This is a genomic window from Paraburkholderia sp. PREW-6R (genome assembly GCF_039621805.1).
Lineage (GTDB): Bacteria > Pseudomonadota > Gammaproteobacteria > Burkholderiales > Burkholderiaceae > Paraburkholderia.
On the sequence record NZ_CP155073.1, the window covers coordinates 2,059,401 to 2,078,819 of the forward strand.

Genomic DNA, 19,419 nt, shown 5'->3' on the forward strand with positions numbered 1-19,419 from the left:
CTTTCCGAATGACTCGAATCGTTACGCGCGCTTCCTCTCCTGTCGACGCTGAAGTCCTTACGCGGCACGGTCTGCATCCGGTGCTCGCGCGTCTGTACGCGGCGCGCGGCGTGTGCGTACCGGACGAAATCGAAACCGGCCTCGCGCGGCTCGTGCCGCCTGTCGCGCTCAAGGGTTGCGAAGACGCCGCCGTGCTGCTCGCCGACGCCATCCAGGGCAAGCGCCGCATGCTGGTGGTCGCGGACTACGACTGCGACGGCGCCACTGCCTGCGCGGTCGCCGTGCGCGGCCTGCGCATGTTCGGCGGCCGCATCGAGTATCTGGTGCCCAACCGGTTCGAATACGGCTATGGCCTCACGCCCGAAATCGTCGCGCTGGCCGCGCGCAATCCGTCGGGCAAGCCGGAACTGCTGATCACCGTCGACAACGGCATTGCCAGCGTGGACGGCGTGCAGGCCGCCAACGCGCTCGGCATCGACGTGCTCGTCACCGATCATCATTTACCCGGCGACGAATTGCCGCCCGCGCGCGCGATCGTCAATCCGAATCAGCCGGGCTGCACGTTTCCGAGCAAGTGCATCGCGGGCGTCGGCGTGATGTTCTACGTGCTGCTCGCGCTGCGTGCCGAATTGCGCCGGCGCGGCGCGTTCAGCGATGCGTTTGTCGAACCGCGTCTCGACGGTCTGCTCGACCTGGTCGCGCTCGGCACCGTGGCGGACGTCGTCAGGCTCGACGGCAATAACCGCGTGCTGGTCGCGCAAGGTTTGCAGCGCATCCGCAAAGGCAAGATGCAACCGGGCATCGCCGCGCTTTTTCGGGCCGCCGCGCGCGACGCTCGCCAGGCGTCGGGTTTCGACCTCGGCTTCGCGCTGGGTCCGCGCCTGAATGCGGCGGGACGGCTTTCCGATATGTCGCTCGGGATCGAATGCCTGACGACGGACGACGTCGGCCGCGCATGGGAGCTCGCCCAGCAACTCGACACGATGAACCGCGAGCGTCGCGAAATCGAGGCCGGCATGCAGCAGCAGGCGCTCGAAGACCTGTCGTCGATCGAGCCGGACGGCGCGACCACCATCACCCTGTTCAATCCGACGTGGCATCAGGGCGTGATCGGCATCGTCGCGGGACGGCTGAAGGAGAAATTCCACCGGCCGTCCTTCACGTTCGCCCTCGCCGACGACAGCGGCCAGATCGTCAAAGGTTCGGGCCGCTCGATTCCGGGCTTTCACCTGCGCGACGCGCTCGATCTGATCTCGAAGCGCGAGCCCGGTCTGATCGCCCGATTCGGCGGTCACGCGATGGCGGCCGGCCTGACGATCGCCGCCGCCGACGTGCCGCGCTTTACGGCCGCGTTCGAATCGGTCGGCCGGGAATGGCTGTCGGCCGACACGCTGTCGCGCACCGTGGAAACCGACGGCGAGCTGGAAGACGCTTACTTCACGCCGCAATTCGTCGAAATGCTGGACGCGGCGGTGTGGGGTCAGGGCTTTCCGGCGCCCGTCTTTTCCGGCGAGTTCGACATTGCGTCACAGGCGCTCGTAAAGGACAAGCACCTGAAGCTGCAACTCGTGCGCGGACGCCAGCGTTTCAACGCAATCTGGTTCAATCACACCGACACGCTGCCCGCGCGCACCACGCTCGCGTACCGGCTCGCGAGCGACTCGTGGAACGGCGTGTCGCGCGTGCAACTGATCGTCGAGCACGCGGCAAGCTGATCGCGCGCTGAAAGCGGCGCACGCATTCGCGCGGCGCGTTCCTCCGAATGCCGCGGCGAACTCGGGGCGCCACTACGCGTTGCGGCAAAACCCGCGGAAAACGCCGCAAAATCAGTCCAAAGTACACGCCGGCGCGTTGATCGGGCGACGGCGCGGCGCGCCGATCGGCTATAATTTCGTCTTTTTACGAAGCCATAAAAGATCGACATGGAAGCGGAACGTCTCAACGCGATCGAAGCCTCACTCGCGGACCTGCGCACTCGCGCGGACTCGCTACGGGGGTATCTTTGACTACGACGACAAAGCACTGCGTCTAATCGAAGTCAACCGGGAACTCGAAGACCCGGACGTCTGGAATGACTCCAAGCACGCCCAGGCCCTCGGCCGGGAGAAGAAACTGCTCGACGACACGGTCGGCAAACTCACGTCGCTCGACAACGACCTGCGCGATGCACAGGACCTGTTCGAAATGGCGCGCGAAGAAAACGACGAGGAAACGCTCGTCGCCTGCGAATCCGATGCGCAGGAAATCGAACAGCGTGTGGCCGATATGGAATTCCGCCGGATGTTCGCGAATCCGGCCGACCCGAACAACGCATTCCTCGACATTCAGGCTGGCGCCGGCGGCACCGAAGCGTGCGACTGGGCGGCCATGCTGCTGCGCCAGTACCTGCGCTACTGCGAGCGCAAGGGTTTCAAAACCGAAGTACTCGAACAGACCGACGGCGACGTCGCGGGCATCAAGAACGCCACGATCAAGATCGAAGGCGAATACGCGTATGGCTTCCTGCGCACCGAAACCGGCGTGCACCGCCTCGTGCGCAAGTCGCCGTTCGATTCGTCGGGCGGGCGTCATACGTCGTTCTCGTCGGTGTTCGTGTACCCGGAAATCGACGACTCGATCGAAGTGGACATCAACCCGGCCGATCTGCGGATCGACACCTACCGCGCATCCGGCGCGGGCGGTCAGCACATCAACAAGACCGACTCGGCCGTGCGGATTACGCACTTGCCGTCGGGTATCGTCGTGCAGTGCCAGAACGACCGCTCGCAGCACCGCAACCGCGCCGAAGCGATGGCCATGCTGAAATCGCGTCTGTACGAAGCGGAAATCCGCAAACGTCAGGAAGAGCAGGACAAGCTCGAAGCCGGTAAGACCGATGTGGGCTGGGGTCATCAGATCCGCTCGTACGTGCTGGATAACAGCCGTATCAAGGATTTGCGCACCAACGTCGAAATCAGCAACACCAAGAGCGTGCTCGACGGCGACCTCGACCCGTTCATCAGCGCGAGCCTGAAACAGGGCGTCTAGCGCACTAGCGGTGCGGCTTGCTCCGCCGCGCCGCATCTGCCGGCGTTTCACTGTTTTTCTGTACCGCCTGAGGTTTCCCAATGACTGGCTCCCCGCGTGCGGCTGATTCCGGCGCGGGCCACCGAATATCGACATCATCATGACCGAACCGACCCAGCCCGAGATGGGCCAGCCCAGCGCGGCCCAGCCTGGTGCGACGCAACCCGCTTCCATCCCCGAGGACGATAACAAGATCATCGCCGAGCGCCGCGAGAAGCTGCGCGAGTTGCGTGAGCAAGGCGTCGCCTATCCAAACGACTTCCGCCCCACGCATCACGCAGAAGACCTGCAGTCGCAATATGAGCACGCCGACAAGGAAGCGCTCGAAGCGAACCGCCTCGAAGTGGCGATCGCCGGCCGCATGATGCTCAAACGCGTCATGGGCAAGGCAAGTTTCGCGACCGTGCGCGACGGCTCGGGCCAGATCCAGTTCTTCATCACGCCGGCCGACGTCGGCGAGGCCACGTACGACGCGTTCAAGAAGTGGGACATGGGCGACATCGTCGCGGCGCGCGGCGTGCTGTTCCGCACGAACAAGGGCGAGCTGTCCGTGCGCTGCACGGAACTGCGCCTGCTGTCGAAGTCGCTGCGTCCGTTGCCGGACAAGTTTCATGGTCTATCGGACCAGGAAATGAAGTACCGCCAACGCTATGTCGATCTGATCGTCACGCCGGAAACGCGCAAGACTTTCGTCGCGCGCACGAAAGCGATCTCGTCGATCCGCAAGTTCATGGCGCAGGCCGATTTCATGGAAGTCGAAACGCCGATGCTCCACCCTATTCCGGGCGGCGCGGCGGCCAAGCCGTTCACCACGCACCACAATGCGCTCGACATGCAGATGTTCCTGCGCATTGCGCCGGAGCTGTATCTGAAGCGCCTCGTGGTCGGCGGTTTTGAGCGCGTGTTCGAGATCAACCGCAACTTCCGCAATGAGGGCGTTTCCGTGCGCCACAATCCGGAATTTACGATGATCGAGTTCTACGCCGCCTACACCGATTACAAGTGGGTGATGGACTTCACCGAGCAACTGATCCGCCAGGCGGCGATCGACGCATTGGGCACTGCCACCATCACCTATCAGGGCCGCGAACTGGATCTGGCGCGACCGTTCCATCGCCTGACCATCACCCAGGCGATCCAGAAATACGCGCCGCAATACACGAACGAACAACTCGCTGACAGCGCTTTCCTGCGCACGGAACTGAAAAAGTTCGGCGTGGACGCATCGCAGCCGCAATTTCTGAACGCTGGGGTCGGGTCGCTGCAACTCGCGCTCTTTGAAGAGACCGCTGAGTCGCAATTGTGGGAGCCGACGTACATCATCGACTATCCGGTCGAAGTGTCGCCGCTTGCGCGCGCATCGGACAAGGTCGACGGGATCACCGAGCGTTTCGAGCTGTTCATCACGGGCCGCGAGATCGCGAATGGCTTCTCGGAACTGAACGATCCGGAAGACCAGGCCGCCCGCTTCAGGAAGCAGGTCGATCAGAAAGACGCAGGCGACGAAGAAGCAATGTTCTACGACGCCGACTACATTCGGGCGCTGGAATATGGAATGCCGCCGGCGGGCGGTTGCGGGATCGGTATCGACCGCCTGGTCATGATGCTGACCGACAGCCCGAGTATCCGCGACGTCATTCTGTTTCCACATCTACGTCGCGAGGATTGATGCCTGTCTGCGGCCTTGAACGTTGAAGAAGCCCGGCTCCGGCCGGGCTTTTTTCTTGCTACTCCTGCTTTCGAAGGCGGCATACTGCGCTGGCCGGCGTGTAACCACCTGTAAAAGCTGCGCGTAGCGGGCCTCCCGTGCGGTTTGTCGCAAGCGGTGGCGGATTTGGGAAGCGACGTATCTCGGGCCGCCGGGCATCTTCCGGTGGCAACCGGCCGCAGAAACCACGCGCTAATCGTTACAAATTGAAACGTCGCACGGATTGATTTGCCTGACACTTGGACTTAATTACAGTTCACAGTCGACTTTGCACCAGACGGAGGTCACCATGGATAACCTCAATACGCAACCCACGCAACAGCCAGGTTCACAACGGCGTCTTCATCCGCTGATCGCGACGGCGGCCGGCGCGGTCATCGTCGCCAGCCTCGTTGCAACAGCCGCCATGACAGGTGTGTTCCCGAAGGCGTCGAGCAGCGGCGCACAAACCCAAACGTCGCAGGCCGCCCCAGTCACCGCGCAACAGCCGGGCGTCGTAGACTCCGCGGCGCCTGCCGCTCCGTCGCCGCAGCAGGCCGCTCCGCAGGTTGCGGCGCAGCAGCCTGTCGTCCAGACAACGCAACCTGTTCCGAGCCCGGCCCCGACGCAGTACGCGCAACAGCAAGCCCCGGCCGCAGCGCCGCAATACGCACAGCAGCCGCCCTCCCAGCCTGCCTACTGCTCGACGTGCGGCACGGTGGTCGCCATTTCGGCAGTACGTCAGGAAGGACATGGCACTGGCATCGGCGCGGTAGGCGGCGCGGTGGCAGGTGGCGTGGTGGGTAACCAGTTCGGCGGCGGCGGCGGCCGCACGGCGATGACGATTCTCGGTGCGCTGGGCGGCGGTCTCGCCGGTAACTCGGTCGAAAAGCATATTCGCAGCACTACGGCGTACTCGGTGCGCGTGCATATGGAAAACGGCAAGACGCGTTATTTCACTTACCACGAAGCGCCGCCGTTCCAGCAAGGTCAACGCGTGCGCGTCGAGAATGGCACGCTGGTGGCGAGCTGAACCCCCTCCTTTGCCCGGTCTGAGTTTTCACCATCGACCAGCAAAAAAGGCGATTCCCCAATCAGGGAATCGCCTTTTTTTCGCTGCTGGTTCGCCATGCCCAACCGACCACGGCGCGGAAATCTAGTAATCCGCGTCTTCGATCCAGGCGGCCTGAATCGCTTCGAGGATTTTTTCGTTCGACCGTTCCGGATCGTCGTCGAAACCTTCCAGTTCCGTGACCCAGCGGTGCAAATCGGTGAAGCGCACCTGCTGCGGATCGACGTCCTGGTGCTTGTCCGTCAGGGCCATCGCGATGTCTTGCGTATCGGTCCACTTCATGGCTGCTTCCTCCTGTTAGTGGTTTTCCTTCGCGTGATTGATGGAGTAGCGCGGAATCTCGACAACCAGGTCCTGCTCCGCCGGCACGATGGCCTGACATGAGAGGCGCGAAGCAGGTTCGAGACCCCACGCCTTGTCCAGCAGATCGTCCTCGTCTTCCTCGGACGGCGTCAAGGCGGCGAAACCCTCACGCACGATCACGTGGCACGTGGTACAGGCACATGACTTCTCACACGCGTGCTCGATCTCGATACCGTTATCGAGCAGGTTGTCGCAAATGCTCTTGCCGGGCACGGCGTCGATCACCGCGCCTTCCGGGCACAGCTCGACATGAGGCAGCACAACGATTTGAGGCATACATTTTCCGTTTGGGTCTGCGGCGCGAATGCCGCAAACAGGCTTCGCACCATTTTACTGGCGCGGCGCGGACTTTTTAAGTCCATGCCGCGCGTCTTCTCGTCTGGATGGGCCAGGCGGCTGCAACCAGGGCGACGCTCAGATGTCGTCGAGCTTGCGACCCGCAAGCGCGCGGCGAATGCCCTTGTTCATGCGACGGGCGGCGAATTCGTCGGTGCCTTCCGCGAGCTTTTTGGTGGCAGCTTCGATCAAATCCGCGTCGTCGCTCTGAGCGACGTTGCGCAGCGCGGCGAGCAACGCGTCCAGCTCCGCGCGCTCGCTGTCGTCGAGCAACTCGGCGTCGGCGGCAAGCGCGGCGTCGGTTGCTTCGACCAGACGGCGAGCTTCCACCTGCGCCTCGCGCAGCGCACGCGCGCGCATGTCGACTTCGGCGGTCGAGAAACTGTCTTCGAGCATCTTCGCGATGTCGTCGTCGGCAAGACCGTAGGACGGCTTCACCACCACCGACGCTTCCACGCCGGAACCCTGTTCCCGCGCGAATACGGAAAGCAGCCCATCCGCGTCGACCTGGTAGGTGACGCGAATGCGGGCGGCGCCGGCGGCCATTGGCGGAATGCCGCGCAGTTCGAACCGCGCGAGCGAGCGGCAATCGCTGACGAGCTCGCGCTCGCCTTGCACGACGTGGATCGCCATCGCCGTCTGGCCGTCCTTGAACGTGGTGAAATCCTGCGCACGCGCCACCGGAATGGTCGAATTGCGCGGAATGATCTTCTCGGTCAGGCCGCCCATGGTCTCGACGCCGAGCGACAGCGGAATCACGTCGAGGAGCAACCAATCGTCGCCGTCCGCACCGCGATTGCCCGCGAGCAGATCAGCCTGGATCGCCGCACCCAGCGCGACGACCTGATCCGGGTCGAGGTTCGTCAGCGGAGGCTGGCCGAAAAACGCTTCGACCGCGCGGCGAATCACCGGCATGCGCGTTGCACCGCCAACCAGCACCACGCCCTTGATGTCCTTCGTCGCAACCCTGGCGTCGCGCAGCGCTTTTTTCGTCGGACCGAGCGTGCGCGCGACCAGCGCCTGCGTGATCGCTTCGAACGTCGCCTCGTCGACCGTCAGATCGATCTCAGTGCCGTTCGAGAGCCGGGCCTGCACGCTAGCGACCGGCGCGTCCGACAGCGCCTCCTTGGTGGCGCGCACGCTGTCGAGCAGCAGGCGCACGTCTTCGGGGGCGAGCGTGTTCGGCGCAATGCCGGACTGCTCCAGCACGTGACGGTACAACGCGTGGTCGAAGTCGTCGCCGCCGAGCGCGGAGTCGCCGCCCGCCGCGAGCACTTCGAACACGCCTTTCGTCAGTTTCAGAATCGACAGATCGAAGGTGCCGCCGCCGAGGTCGTAGACCGCGTAAAGGCCTTCAGAGCCGTTGTCGAGGCCGTAGGCGATCGCGGCCGCGGTCGGCTCGTTCAGCAGACGCAGCACGTTCAGGCCGGCGAGACGCGCGGCGTCTTTGGTCGCCTGGCGCTGCGCTTCGTCGAAATAGGCGGGCACGGTGATGACCGCGCCGACGAGCTCGTCGCCGAGCGAATCTTCGGCGCGCTGACGCAGCGTCGCGAGAATTTCCGCCGACACCTCGACCGGGCTCTTCACGCCGTCCACGGTACGGATCTGCACCATGCCGGGTGCGTCGACGAAATCGTAGGGTGCGTTTTCCGCGCCCTCCACTTCCGCCTTGCCACGGCCCATGAAACGCTTGACCGACACGATCGTGTTGCGCGGATCAGTGGCGGCCTCGGCCTTGGCCGCGCGGCCAATGCGCCGGCCGCCCTTTTCCAGGTAACGCACGACGGATGGCAGCAGCGCGTGACCTTCTTCGTCGGGCAGCACGTCGGGCACGCCGCTGCGCACAGCCGCTACGAGCGAGTTGGTGGTGCCGAGGTCGATGCCGACCGCGAGGCGCCGCTGATGGGGCGCCGGCGCCATGCCGGGTTCGGAGATTTGCAGTAGGGCCATCTGGATCTTCTCGGGGCCGCTCGCCCCGTCCTGAATTTTTTGCGTTGCTGGATGTGTTGCTACGGCTCTTCTGTGCTTTGCCGTCTAGCCTTCGAGACGCTCGATCTGCGTGCCGATCTCGGACGCTACCCGCTCGATGAACATCAACTGCCGCACCGCCTCGCCTGCCGCCTGATTGGCGCCGCTGTCGAGCAACGCGCCGAGCTTGTCAAAACGCACGCGCTCTTCGTCGCGCAGTTCGGTGAGCAATGCGTCGAGCGCGTCGACATTTTTCGCCGCGGCCGCGTCCTCGATGCCCTCGCGCCATTCCATCTGCTGCATCAGGAACGCCGGCTCCATCGCGGTATTGTTCTCCGCGCCGACGTCGATGCCGCGCAGATGCAACAGGTAGGTCGCGCGCTTTAGCGGATCGCGCAGTGTCTGATAAGCCTCGTTGGTACGCGTCGCCCATTGCATCGCGATGCGCTTTTGCGCGTCGCCGGCGGCCGCGAACCGGTCGGGGTGCACTTGCGCCTGGACTGTGCGGTACGCGTGATCGAGCGCCGAATCGTCGAGCGCGAATTGTGCCGGCAGACCGAACAGGTCGAAGTGGCTGTCGTTCAGCGAGGCCATCGGATAGAAAGGGTCCGTTCTGGAATTAAAAAGGCAGCGAGCTTGCGCAAAGTCGGCATAGATACGCGGATCAAACTAAAAAGGCGGCCCGCGCCGCCTTTGGTCCGCTACACGCGGAAATGAACCGGTTACACGCGGAACGACTCGCCGCACCCGCATTCGTCCTTCACGTTCGGATTGTTGAACTTGAAGCCTTCGTTCAACCCTTCGCGTGCGAAATCGAGTTCGGTGCCGTCGATATAGGCGAGGCTTTTCGGATCGACAACGACCTTCACGCCGTTGCATTCGAACACTTCGTCTTCAGGCGCGAGTTCATCCACGTACTCGAGCTTGTAGGCCAAGCCGGAGCAACCCGTGGTGCGCACGCCGACGCGCAATCCAACGCCTTTCCCGCGGCGGGTCAAATATTTCTGGACGTGCTGTGCTGCCTTTTCGGTCAACGTAATTGCCATAGCGTTTCTCATTGCGCGGCGCGCGCGGCGCACGTTTTAAAGAAACCGTGCTGCCGGCTACGCGCTGCTACCCTGCCTGCTCAAATATCGCTCTTGCGAAATGGCGTGATGCTCATGGCCTGCCCGGCCCGTGCCATCCGCTTCTCGATTTACGCGACGTACCCGAGCGTGCTCAAGCGTGCTGCTTGTCGCCTTCGACCGCCGCTGCTTCGCCGTGACGTTGCTTGTAGTCGGCCACCGCTGCCTTGATCGCGTCTTCCGCGAGAATCGAACAGTGGATCTTGACCGGCGGCAGCGCCAATTCTTCGGCAATCTGCGTGTTCTTGATCGACATCGCCTCGTCCAGCGTCTTGCCCTTCACCCATTCGGTGACAAGCGAGCTCGACGCAATGGCCGAACCACAGCCGTACGTCTTGAACTTCGCGTCTTCGATCACGCCGTCCGCGCCCACGCGGATCTGCAACTTCATCACGTCGCCACAAGCCGGTGCGCCGACCATGCCGGTGCCGACCGTGTCGTCGTCTTTCGAGAACGAACCCACGTTACGGGGGTTTTCGTAATGGTCCAGAACCTTGTCGCTATAAGCCATGATTACACTCCTTGATCCGTTTCAACCTGCAAATGTCCAATCGATGCCATCCACGCGGCGCGTCAGTGCGCTGCCCACTGGATGCTCGAAATATCGATGCCGTCTTTATGCATTTCCCACAGCGGCGACAGATCGCGCAGCTTCGAAATCTTGGTCTTCAACAGGTTGATCACGTAATCGACATCCTGTTCGGTCGTAAAACGGCCCACCGTGAAGCGGATCGAACTGTGCGCCAGTTCGTCGTTGCGGCCGAGCGCACGCAACACATACGACGGTTCCAGCGACGCCGACGTGCACGCCGAACCCGATGACACCGCCACGTCTTTCACAGCCATGATCAGCGATTCGCCTTCGACGAAATTGAAGCTGATGTTCAGGTTGTGCGGCACACGCTTTTCCATGTCGCCGTTCACATACACTTCTTCCATTTCCGACAGGCCGCGCAACAAGCGGTCGCGCAGCATGCGCACACGTTCGTTTTCGGTGGCCATTTCTTCACGCGCGATACGGAACGCCTCGCCCATGCCGACGATCTGGTGCGTGGCCAGCGTGCCCGAACGCATACCGCGCTCATGACCGCCTCCGTGCATCTGCGCCTCGATACGGATACGCGGCTTGCGACGCACATACAGCGCGCCAATGCCCTTCGGACCGTACGTCTTATGCGCCGAGAACGACATCAGATCGACTTTCAGTTTTTGCAGGTCGATTTCGATCTTGCCGGTCGCCTGCGCCGCGTCGACGTGAAAAATAATGCCTTTTTCACGGGTAATCTCGCCAATCGCCTCGATGTCCTGCACCACGCCGATCTCATTGTTCACCGACATGACCGACACGAGAATCGTGTCCGGGCGCAGTGCCGCCTTGAACTTGTCGAGGTCGATCAGCCCGTCGTCCTTCACGTCCAGATAGGTGACGTCGAAGCCTTCGCGCTCGAGCTCGCGGCAGGTGTCGAGCACAGCCTTGTGCTCGGTCTTCACCGTGATGATGTGCTTGCCCTTGCTCTTGTAGAAGTGCGCGGCGCCTTTGATCGCCAGGTTGTCCGATTCCGTTGCGCCCGACGTCCAGATGATCTCGCGCGGATCGGCGTTGACGAGCTTCGCGACGTTTTCGCGCGCTTCTTCGACTGCACGCTCCGCGTCCCAACCATATGCATGGCTGCGCGATGCGGGGTTGCCGAACTGCTCACGCAGGTACGGAATCATCTTGTCCACCACGCGCGGGTCGACCGGAGTCGTGGCGCTGTAGTCCATGTAAATGGGCAGATGGGGAATGTCGTTATTCATCTATCGCTCCGGGGACGTCATATGCTCTGGCTTCTGGATTTCCTGATCGGGCGGCTAACTGCCCGACACCTGGGAACCGGCCATGTTAAAAACGGAATTGGGCCCTTTCGGCGTGACGCGCACTGGCTCGACCGCCGGCGCCTCGCTGCGACGATCGCGCAGCACTGCCGGCGCGCCTTCGCGCGAACGCTGCTGGTCGACCAGATCCTTGAGAGACACCGAATCCAGGTACTCGACCATTTTCTGATTCAGCGTGGACCACAGTTCGTGCGTCATGCAGTGGCCGTCATGCTGCTTGGTGCCCTCGCACGAGCCTTTGCCGCCGCATTGGGTGGCGTCAAGCGGCTCGTCGACCGCGATGATGATGTCGGCCACGGTCACCTCTTCAGCGCGGCGGGCGAGATTGTAGCCGCCGCCCGGTCCGCGCACGGACTCGACGATTTCATGGCGACGCAGCTTGCCAAACAGCTGCTCGAGGTAGGACAGGGAGATATGTTGGCGCTGGCTGATACCCGCAAGCGTCACCGGGCCCTGCTCCTGGCGAAGCGCCAGGTCAATCATCGCCGTGACGGCGAAACGGCCTTTCGTGGTGAGTCTCATATATAGGGGAACCGCAATTCTCGACAAGTTTGGTCAAGTATAAATACATGAGCGATTTAGTCAAGTATCCCTATCGCGATTTGGGTCATTTGCTTAACTGCGTGCGGCGCGTTAAGTGTGCAGCGCGCTCAGCGTGCACCGGCGGTCGGCGGGCGGCTTGGCGGTCGGCTCGGCGTAGGCGCTCGGCCTGTGGCGGAGTTCGCCTACGTAATCAACTGCGGCCGCAATGCGGCGATCAGTCCGCGACACGCTGCTTCGCACTGATCCAGCACCTGTTCGAAGCCCGCTTCCCCGCCGAAATATGGATCGACCACTTCTCGTGCACCATCCCAGCGCTCGTCCGCTTCAGGAACGAATTCCATCAGCAGACGAATCTTGTCGCGCTGTGAAGGTGGGCAGATTTTGCGCAAAGCCGCGACGTTTGCGTCATCCATTGCGATCAGCAGGTCGAAGCGCTCGAAATCCGCCGCGCCAATCTGACGGCCGCGCAATGCGCTCAACTCGTAACCACGGCGACTGGCTGCACGTTGCGCGCGGTCATCCGGCGGCGCGCCGATATGCCAGTCGCCGGTGCCGGCCGAGTCGATCAGAATGCGTTCCGCAAGCTTCGCCTCCCCGACCAGATGGCGCATCACGCCTTCCGCAGTCGGCGAACGGCAGATGTTCCCAAGGCAGACGAAACAGATGGACACGGTTTTCATTGAACGCTTCGGGCGCCTTTACGCGCGTTGACCGGCAGTTGTCAGACGGTGCAGCGATTATATAAAGTTGGACTTTTTTCTGCCCCGGGCGGCGCCGCTGATTAGTCACCACGCGCCGGGATGACGCGAGCGGGGCCTCCCGGCTCACTGGCCGTTGCCACCTGGGACGGCAGACGCCGCGGCGGCCATGAACGAGCGCAGTTTTCCGACGCTCAGGATGCTTCCGGGACAGCCATCACCGGCGCGGTTCGCATTGGCTTGCCGCGCAGCGCCGACGAATCATCGCCGACCATTCCGTACGAAACGGCATGTGCCAATTCTGCCGTGAATTGTTCAGCGGCAAGCGGTGTCTGCGACGCGCGCGACGCGGCATCGCTGCAAATGTGAAGGTAAGCCGCCGCCGCGAGCGGCAGCACGATGGCGAGAGGCCAGTACACCGATATTGTCTTTTTCATGATGTCGATTTCCGATAGAGGGCTTGTGAGCGTATGGCCCGCTATGTCCAGTCGAAATCTTATAGAGATTTTCAATCGGGAAAAAGCCGCTCTTGCGGGATGGACTGTTGCTGAAGGCGGAACAGTCGGTGCCGGCGTGCGCGGTAGGACTGCGGGCCGGCAGCTCGGTCCCGTGTAGATTTCCTTACAAACGCATACAAAGCTCCCGTGACGGCCAGCGATAATGACGGTCTTACAGATACCAAACTTCGCATGGTCGATTACATGAAACGCTTTGCCTGCGCTGCACCCCTTGCTGGAGTCGTTGTTGCCGCACTACTCGGAGGCTGCGCCGTCTACCCCGACGGCACGCCGGCGTACGGAAATGCGTACGGCAGCGGTTATCAGGGCTATGACGGCTATGCCACAGGTGTGCCCGTCGTCCCGCAAACGAATGTTTACATGGGCTACGGCAATTATTCCGGCCCCGGCCCCGGGTATTACGATGGGCCGGGACGCTATTACGGTCAGGGTCGGGGCGACGGTGGCTACCCGGACCGGGGTGGCCGCCCGAACGACGGCAACTACGGCAACAACGGCAATCATGGGAACAACGGCGGCTGGCAGGGTCAGCCGAACGGCGGCTCGCACGGCGGGCCGCCGCCCCAGGGTGCCGTCGGTGGTCCGCGCGGTCCGAGCGGGTCGAGTGCGCCACGCCCCGGGCCGGGCAGTGCGCCCGCGCAACAGCAGCAGGCGGGTAATCAGGGTGGTCACGGCAACGGCGGCGGCGGAGGCGGCGCCGCGCCGGCACGAGGCGCGCCGGGTCGTCAGTCAGGACAGATGACAGATCACTGACCGGCGCGAAGGCCGCCAGGAGCGCAAGGCAGGCGCCGCTCGACGCTTGCCTGAATCAGGCCGCACCTGCGGCCGTTGCTTTAAGCGCTTTAACCGCTGCTTTAACCGCCTGCTTTGACCGCCTGCTTTAACCGCCTGCTTCGACCGCCTGCTTCGACAGCATTAACCGATATGGGTGCGCTGAGCGGCGTATAACTCGCGGAACGTGCGTCCCACCGGTGCAGGCAGATCGCGCGTGTTCGTCCATCCAGCGCCGCCCAACGGCAGCTTCGCGATGGAACGATTGCGTCCGCCCATCTGTTCAAGCACCCGCACCGCCAATCTGGTCAACAGCGCGTAAGCATCGGGATGCAGCGCGAGAAAGCCCCACATGGCGAGCCCCAATCGTTCTTTCCAGGGCCGCAGACGCCGCTCCACCTGCTTCTCGCGCAATTTTCTCAGCAGATCCGACAACGGAATGCCAACTGGACACACGCTATTGCACTCGCCGCACAAGGTGGCCGCTTGCGGCAGATCGAGCGCCTTGTCGATGCCGACATAACTCGGCGTCAGCACCGAACCCATCGGACCCGGATACACCCAGCCGTACGCGTGGCCACCCACCTTCTGATAGACGGGGCAATGATTCATGCATGCGCCGCAGCGGATGCAACGAAGCATCTCCTGGAAGTCGCCGCCGATCAGCCCCGTCCGGCCGCCATCCACCAGCACCACGTACATATGCTCGGGGCCGTCCTGATCGCCGTCAGCGCGTGGGCCAGTCAGCACGGAGAAATAGTTGGAGGTAGCCTGGCCTGTAGCGGAACGTGGCAACAGACGCATCGCGGTGGCAAGATCTTCAAGGGTGGGCAATACCTTCTCGATCCCGGTCACGGCGACATGCACCCGTGGCATCACGGTGCACATTCCTTCATTACCCTCGTTCGTGACGAGCACGACCGAGCCCGTTTCGGCAACCAGAAAGTTGCCGCCCGTCACGCCCATATCGGCGCTCATGAAGTGCGGCCGCAGCATCTCGCGCGCTTCGCGTGTCATGTCGGTGATTTCGGTGAGACGCGGCCGGTCGTGCGTCCTGGCGAACAGGTCCGCGATCTCATCCTTATCCTTATGAACGACCGGGGCGATGATGTGACTCGGCGGTTCGTTGCCGTTGATCTGCAGAATATATTCGCCAAGGTCGGTTTCGATGGATTGCACGCCCATCTGCCCCAGCACTTCGTTCAGGCGCATTTCTTCCGTCACCATCGACTTCGTCTTGATGACCTTCCTGACCTCGTGGCGCCGCGCGATGTCGCCGACGAGCCGCGCTGCTTCTGCAGTCGTTTCGGCGAAAAGCACCGTCACCCCACGGCGCGCGGCCTCGCGCTCGAAGGTTTCGAGCCACACGTCGAGATTCTCCAGCGCGCGGTTGCGGCGCTCCTTGAGCGCGGCGCGCGTGGCGGGAAAGTCGATCGCCGTAATCGCGGCAGCACGCGCCGACACGAACTTGGTCGACAGCTTGGTGAGGTTCTGCTGCAAGCGTTGGTCGGCAAGTTTCTGCCCGGCGCGAGCCTTGAATTGCATCGAATGAACTTGCATGGCGGCCTTGATTCAGAGTCGGCGGATTCAGCGAATTCCGAAGGGTTCAAACGGTCGAGCGGCAGGACCGGCGCGACGCAAACACGCGCGTCCAGACACTGTGGGCAACGCGCTATACGTCTCCGGCCAACACCTGAGCGATGTGCAGCACCCGTGTGGTGGTGTCGCCAGTGCGCCGCAGCCGCCCCTCGATATTGAGCATGCAGCCAAGGTCGCCCAGCACCACCGCGCCGGTGCCGCTTGCGCTGATGTTCGCGCATTTCTCGTCGACGATCGCCGTGGAAATGTCGCCGTACTTGACCGCGAACGTGCCGCCGAAGCCGCAGCAGTGCTCGCAGTCTTTCATCTCGGTCACGGCCACGCCCACTTGTGCGAGCAACGCGCGCGGCTGCGTTTTCACGCCGAGTTCACGCAGACCCGAACAGGAATCGTGATATGTCACGCGGCCCTCGAACTCGCCCGGCTGCAACTGCACCTTGGCGACGTTGACGAGGAAGTCGGTCAATTCGAACACTTTCGGTCGCAGCCGGCCAAACCGGTTCATCAGCTCCGGATCGTCGGCGAACAGGTCGCCGTAATGCGAGCGGATCATCCCGCCACATGAGCCGGACGGCACCACCACGTAGTCGAACTGTTCGAATTCCCGTAGCGTTTTTTCCGCCAGATCACGCGCGATCCGGCGCTCACCCGAGTTGTAGGCCGGCTGGCCACAGCACGTTTGCGCGGGCGGAACCGCGACCTCGAAACCGGCGCCCTCGATCAGCTTGATGACCGAGAATCCAATCTCTGGACGCATCAGGTCGATCAGGCAGGTGACGAACAATCCGACTCGCATGAGCCCTCCTTGGGGAAAACGTGCCTGATTATCCGCTGTTTGCCGCACAATACCAACGTCCCAAATGGCATAGGACGAATGCCGCGTCAATTTGGAACAGGTTTTCCAACCGCTTTCGCTTTTTTCACGATACGAGATACAATCAATTTCCGCTGTTTGACGCGTCAACCAATTCATCCCATGAGCGACACGAACCCGGATCCCAAGACTTCGATCCAGGTGATCGAACGCATGATGCGCCTGCTCGACGCACTGGCTGCGCATAGCGACCCGGTCAGCCTGAAAGAACTCGCCATTCGCACGGAGTTGCATCCGTCCACGGCGCACCGCATTCTGAATGACATGGTGATGTGCCGACTGGTGGACCGGTCGGATCCGGGCACCTACCGCCTCGGCATGCGGCTGCTCGAACTGGGCAATCTCGTGAAGGCGCGGCTGTCGGTGCGTGATGCGGCGCTTACGCCAATGCGCGAACTGCATCGGCAGACGGGGCAAACCGTCAACCTGTCCGTGCGTCAGGGCGACGAGATCGTCTATATAGAGCGCGCGTACTCGGAGCGCTCCGGCATGCAGGTGGTGCGGGCAATCGGCGGCCGCGCGCCGCTGCACCTGACATCGGTCGGCAAGCTGTTCCTCGCCGCCGACGAATCCACGCGCGTGCGCGCCTACGCCACCCGCACCGGCCTGTCGGGCCACACACAGAACAGCATCACGGACCTCGGCAAGCTCGAGCGCGAGTTGTCGCACGTTCGCCAGCAGGCTTGCGCGCGCGATAACGAGGAACTGGAACTCGGTGTGCGCTGCATCGCCGCCGGCATTTATGACGACACCGGCAAACTCGTCGCCGGCTTGTCGCTGTCCGCGCCGGCGGACCGTTTGCAGGACTCGTGGATCGGACAATTGAGCCAGACCGCGCTGATGATCTCCGAGTCGCTCGGGTTCCGTCCGCAGAATGCGCAGGATCACTCGCGCGGTCAGCACGCATCATCCTGAGGCTGCGCGCCTTGAGCGGCACATAATAAAAAAGCCTCGCGAGTGCGAGGCTTGTTTACGTGCTGGGCCTGCGTGAAACAGGCCACGATGTTCAGGTGCCCGGACCGCTGGCATCCGCGCTGGTAATGCGCGGCTGATCCCCACCGTTATCGAGCCATGTACGCAAACGCGTTGCATCCGCGAAACGCGAATATTTCCCTGACGAGTCCAGCAGCACCATGATCATCGGACGGCCATGAATGGTCGCCTGCATCACGAGGCACTCACCCGCTTCGTTGATAAAGCCGGTTTTTTGCAGGCCGATGTCCCACGTCGGGTTACGCACCAGCGCGTTCGTGCTGTTGTACGCCAGCGAACGCTTGCCTGTGTACACCTCGTAACTACGATCCGTGGAGAACTTGCGGATCAGCGGATATTGGTACGCCGCGTTGACCATTTTCACGAGGTCGCGCGCGCTCGACACATTCTGGCTCGTCAACCCCGTCGGGTTTTCAAAGTGCGTGTCGGTCATGCCGAGCTGTTTGGCTTTTGCGTTCATCGCCGCAAGGAAAGCCGGGCGGCCGCCCGGGAAATAGCGCGACAAAGCCGCAGCCGCGCGATTTTCCGACGCCATCAGCGCGATGTGCAGCATGTCTTCGCGCGACAGCACCGAGCCGACCGACAGGCGCGAGCCGGTGTTCTTCTCGTAGTCGCGGTCTTCGTCGGTGACTTCGATCTGGTCGGTCATCGGCTCTTTCGAATCGAGCACCACCATCGAGGTCATCAGTTTCGTAATCGACGCGATCGGCACCACGGCGCGCGAGTTCTTGTCGAATAGCGGCTCGCCGGTGTTCTGGTCGATCACGTAGGCCACGCTCGAGCGGAGCATGAGAGCGTCGGGCGTCTCGTGCAGACCGAATGCCTGCCCGACCGTCGGCTGGCGCGGTTCGTAGGCGACTCGCCGGACCACCGAGTGGTGACGGCCGTTCGACGTATAGGTCACGCGCTTGCGCTTCACGCCAGCGCGGGGCGCGTCGTCGTCAGCGGCGGCGGCGACCGCTTTAGCCTGGGCGCCTTTGGTGGCTTTGGGCGACTTGCTCGACACCTTTTCGGCGGCAGCAGCAGCGGCAGGCTTCCTGGCTTTGGTGTGTTTCGAAGTTTTTGCGGATGCAGCAGGCGTGGCGGCAAAAGCGCTCACGGGTGTGGCAAATGCCGCCGCGATAACCATGGAGGCGGCCACCGATAGTGCGGTGGTGCGGGCCGCGCCGTGGATCACTTTTAGCGACGAAAACATGTCGGTTTTCATGGGTGTTCTAGTGGGAGCGGCAAGAGGTTTCCGCAAGTGTAGTAAAACAACGAAAAATTAGCAATTTGAAGCACTTATAAGCGCTCCTTAAACCGGGTTGTAAGCTCCGATCGTTAAAACGCAAATAAGTGCCGTGCCCGATCGAAAAAATCGATCACGGGCGCGTCTCGCCTCGCCCTTGCTGCGTTACGCCGATAAAAAAGAACGATTCCGCCAGCATAACGGCAATTTCGAGACAAACTTGATCAGGGGAACACGGCCTGCCTACAGCGGGGAGGCATCCCACTGCGCACAACCGTGAGGTGTTCGACAGCAAACTGTTAAACGTCTGCTGCAGAACGACAACGCGCATTCGACTGGGTTCTTGCATTAACGTTCCGTGACACTTCCCGGTTTACACGATTCTCATGAGTGTACGAGTGACAGATGCACCCTCGTCGCACTCGACCGGCGGCAAACAGGGAAACTCGGTCCTGCGACGCCGCAGCAGTGCGATCCAATGGCGCACCCGCGTTGTGCGCCGGCGAAGTCGAATGACGTCACGATGGTGACATGCAACGTGCATAACGCTTTGTTTCTTCTGCACTTTCTTAAAATTGTGCAACGCACAAATATACCTTGACATTCGGCGCAGGCATCTTAAAATAGGCTTCATTGCTGCGACGCACAACGTTCGCAGCCCGGTGAGACGGTCGAATGTCCACCCCCAACCAACGCGGTCCGCG

Annotated in this window: 19 protein-coding genes; 6 read left to right on the top strand and 13 right to left on the bottom strand. The window is 62.3% G+C overall.

Annotated elements, in window-relative coordinates; translation table 11 throughout:
- Positions 1 to 8 precede the first annotated feature (8 nt).
- From recJ to AAGS40_RS08920, 4 genes are all read left to right on the top strand, one after another.
- Complete coding sequence (gene recJ, locus AAGS40_RS08905; protein ID WP_345810919.1) at positions 9 to 1,715, top strand: single-stranded-DNA-specific exonuclease RecJ; 1,707 nt, start codon at positions 9 to 11, stop codon at positions 1,713 to 1,715.
- Positions 1,716 to 1,922: 207 nt separating this feature from the next.
- Positions 1,923 to 3,027 (top strand): peptide chain release factor 2 gene (prfB, locus tag AAGS40_RS08910; RefSeq protein WP_345810920.1). Its coding sequence is split into 2 segments (ribosomal slippage): positions 1,923 to 2,003 and positions 2,005 to 3,027, totalling 1,104 coding nucleotides; the frame shifts between segments, so codons are not numbered across the junction.
- Between the two features lie 163 nt (positions 3,028 to 3,190).
- Positions 3,191 to 4,735: a lysine--tRNA ligase gene (gene lysS, locus AAGS40_RS08915; RefSeq protein WP_345814334.1), complete on the top strand. Its 1,545-nt coding sequence runs from the start codon at positions 3,191 to 3,193 to the stop codon at positions 4,733 to 4,735.
- Positions 4,736 to 5,063: 328 nt separating this feature from the next.
- Positions 5,064 to 5,786 (top strand): glycine zipper 2TM domain-containing protein, encoded by a 723-nt coding sequence (locus AAGS40_RS08920; RefSeq protein ID WP_345810921.1) that lies wholly within the window; start codon positions 5,064 to 5,066, stop codon positions 5,784 to 5,786.
- Positions 5,787 to 5,909: 123 nt separating this feature from the next.
- On the opposite strand, the gene iscX is transcribed toward AAGS40_RS08920, so the two are convergent.
- From iscX to AAGS40_RS08970, 10 genes are all read right to left on the bottom strand, one after another.
- Positions 5,910 to 6,107 carry a Fe-S cluster assembly protein IscX gene (gene iscX, locus AAGS40_RS08925; RefSeq protein WP_345810922.1) on the bottom strand — a complete coding sequence of 66 codons (198 nt, stop codon included), beginning with the start codon at positions 6,105 to 6,107 and terminating at the stop codon, positions 5,910 to 5,912.
- 15 nt (positions 6,108 to 6,122) lie between these two features.
- Positions 6,123 to 6,464, bottom strand: coding sequence for an ISC system 2Fe-2S type ferredoxin (gene fdx, locus AAGS40_RS08930; RefSeq protein WP_013338768.1), 342 nt, complete (start codon positions 6,462 to 6,464; stop codon positions 6,123 to 6,125).
- Between the two features lie 138 nt (positions 6,465 to 6,602).
- Positions 6,603 to 8,474 carry a Fe-S protein assembly chaperone HscA gene (gene hscA, locus AAGS40_RS08935; protein ID WP_345810923.1) on the bottom strand — a complete coding sequence of 624 codons (1,872 nt, stop codon included), beginning with the start codon at positions 8,472 to 8,474 and terminating at the stop codon, positions 6,603 to 6,605.
- An 84-nt stretch (positions 8,475 to 8,558) separates the two neighbouring features.
- Entirely contained in the window at positions 8,559 to 9,086 is a 528-nt protein-coding gene (hscB, locus tag AAGS40_RS08940; RefSeq protein ID WP_345810924.1) for a Fe-S protein assembly co-chaperone HscB, read from the bottom strand.
- A 128-nt stretch (positions 9,087 to 9,214) separates the two neighbouring features.
- The gene (iscA, locus tag AAGS40_RS08945) at positions 9,215 to 9,538 is read right to left on the bottom strand and encodes an iron-sulfur cluster assembly protein IscA (RefSeq protein WP_345810925.1); all 324 of its coding nucleotides are present in this window, start codon (positions 9,536 to 9,538) and stop codon (positions 9,215 to 9,217) included.
- A gap of 172 nt (positions 9,539 to 9,710) precedes the next feature.
- Positions 9,711 to 10,127, bottom strand: coding sequence for a Fe-S cluster assembly scaffold IscU (gene iscU, locus AAGS40_RS08950; RefSeq protein WP_345810926.1), 417 nt, complete (start codon positions 10,125 to 10,127; stop codon positions 9,711 to 9,713).
- 62 nt (positions 10,128 to 10,189) lie between these two features.
- On the bottom strand, positions 10,190 to 11,413 hold the full coding sequence (locus AAGS40_RS08955) for an IscS subfamily cysteine desulfurase (RefSeq protein WP_345810927.1): 1,224 nt from the start codon (positions 11,411 to 11,413) through the stop codon (positions 10,190 to 10,192).
- A 54-nt stretch (positions 11,414 to 11,467) separates the two neighbouring features.
- Positions 11,468 to 12,013, bottom strand: coding sequence for a Fe-S cluster assembly transcriptional regulator IscR (gene iscR, locus AAGS40_RS08960; protein ID WP_345810928.1), 546 nt, complete (start codon positions 12,011 to 12,013; stop codon positions 11,468 to 11,470).
- Between the two features lie 203 nt (positions 12,014 to 12,216).
- A complete protein-coding gene (locus tag AAGS40_RS08965) occupies positions 12,217 to 12,714 on the bottom strand; it encodes a low molecular weight protein-tyrosine-phosphatase (RefSeq protein WP_345810929.1) in 498 nt (165 codons plus the stop codon).
- 212 nt (positions 12,715 to 12,926) lie between these two features.
- Entirely contained in the window at positions 12,927 to 13,169 is a 243-nt protein-coding gene (locus tag AAGS40_RS08970) for a hypothetical protein (protein WP_345810930.1), read from the bottom strand.
- Between the two features lie 264 nt (positions 13,170 to 13,433).
- On the opposite strand from AAGS40_RS08970, the gene AAGS40_RS08975 reads away from it, so the two are divergent.
- Positions 13,434 to 14,003 carry a hypothetical protein gene (locus AAGS40_RS08975; protein ID WP_345810931.1) on the top strand — a complete coding sequence of 190 codons (570 nt, stop codon included), beginning with the start codon at positions 13,434 to 13,436 and terminating at the stop codon, positions 14,001 to 14,003.
- Positions 14,004 to 14,165: 162 nt separating this feature from the next.
- Here AAGS40_RS08975 and AAGS40_RS08980 read toward each other — a convergent pair whose 3' ends face one another.
- On the bottom strand, positions 14,166 to 15,581 hold the full coding sequence (locus AAGS40_RS08980; protein WP_345810932.1) for a lactate utilization protein B: 1,416 nt from the start codon (positions 15,579 to 15,581) through the stop codon (positions 14,166 to 14,168).
- A gap of 112 nt (positions 15,582 to 15,693) precedes the next feature.
- On the bottom strand, positions 15,694 to 16,416 hold the full coding sequence (locus AAGS40_RS08985; protein ID WP_345810933.1) for a (Fe-S)-binding protein: 723 nt from the start codon (positions 16,414 to 16,416) through the stop codon (positions 15,694 to 15,696).
- Positions 16,417 to 16,596: 180 nt separating this feature from the next.
- Here AAGS40_RS08985 and AAGS40_RS08990 point away from each other — a divergent pair, with 180 nt between their 5' ends.
- Positions 16,597 to 17,409 carry an IclR family transcriptional regulator gene (locus AAGS40_RS08990; protein ID WP_345810934.1) on the top strand — a complete coding sequence of 271 codons (813 nt, stop codon included), beginning with the start codon at positions 16,597 to 16,599 and terminating at the stop codon, positions 17,407 to 17,409.
- A 91-nt stretch (positions 17,410 to 17,500) separates the two neighbouring features.
- Here the strand turns inward: AAGS40_RS08990 and pbpG are convergent, their stop codons facing one another.
- Positions 17,501 to 18,694 (bottom strand): D-alanyl-D-alanine endopeptidase, encoded by a 1,194-nt coding sequence (pbpG, locus tag AAGS40_RS08995; RefSeq protein WP_345810935.1) that lies wholly within the window; start codon positions 18,692 to 18,694, stop codon positions 17,501 to 17,503.
- Positions 18,695 to 19,419: the final 725 nt, after the last annotated feature.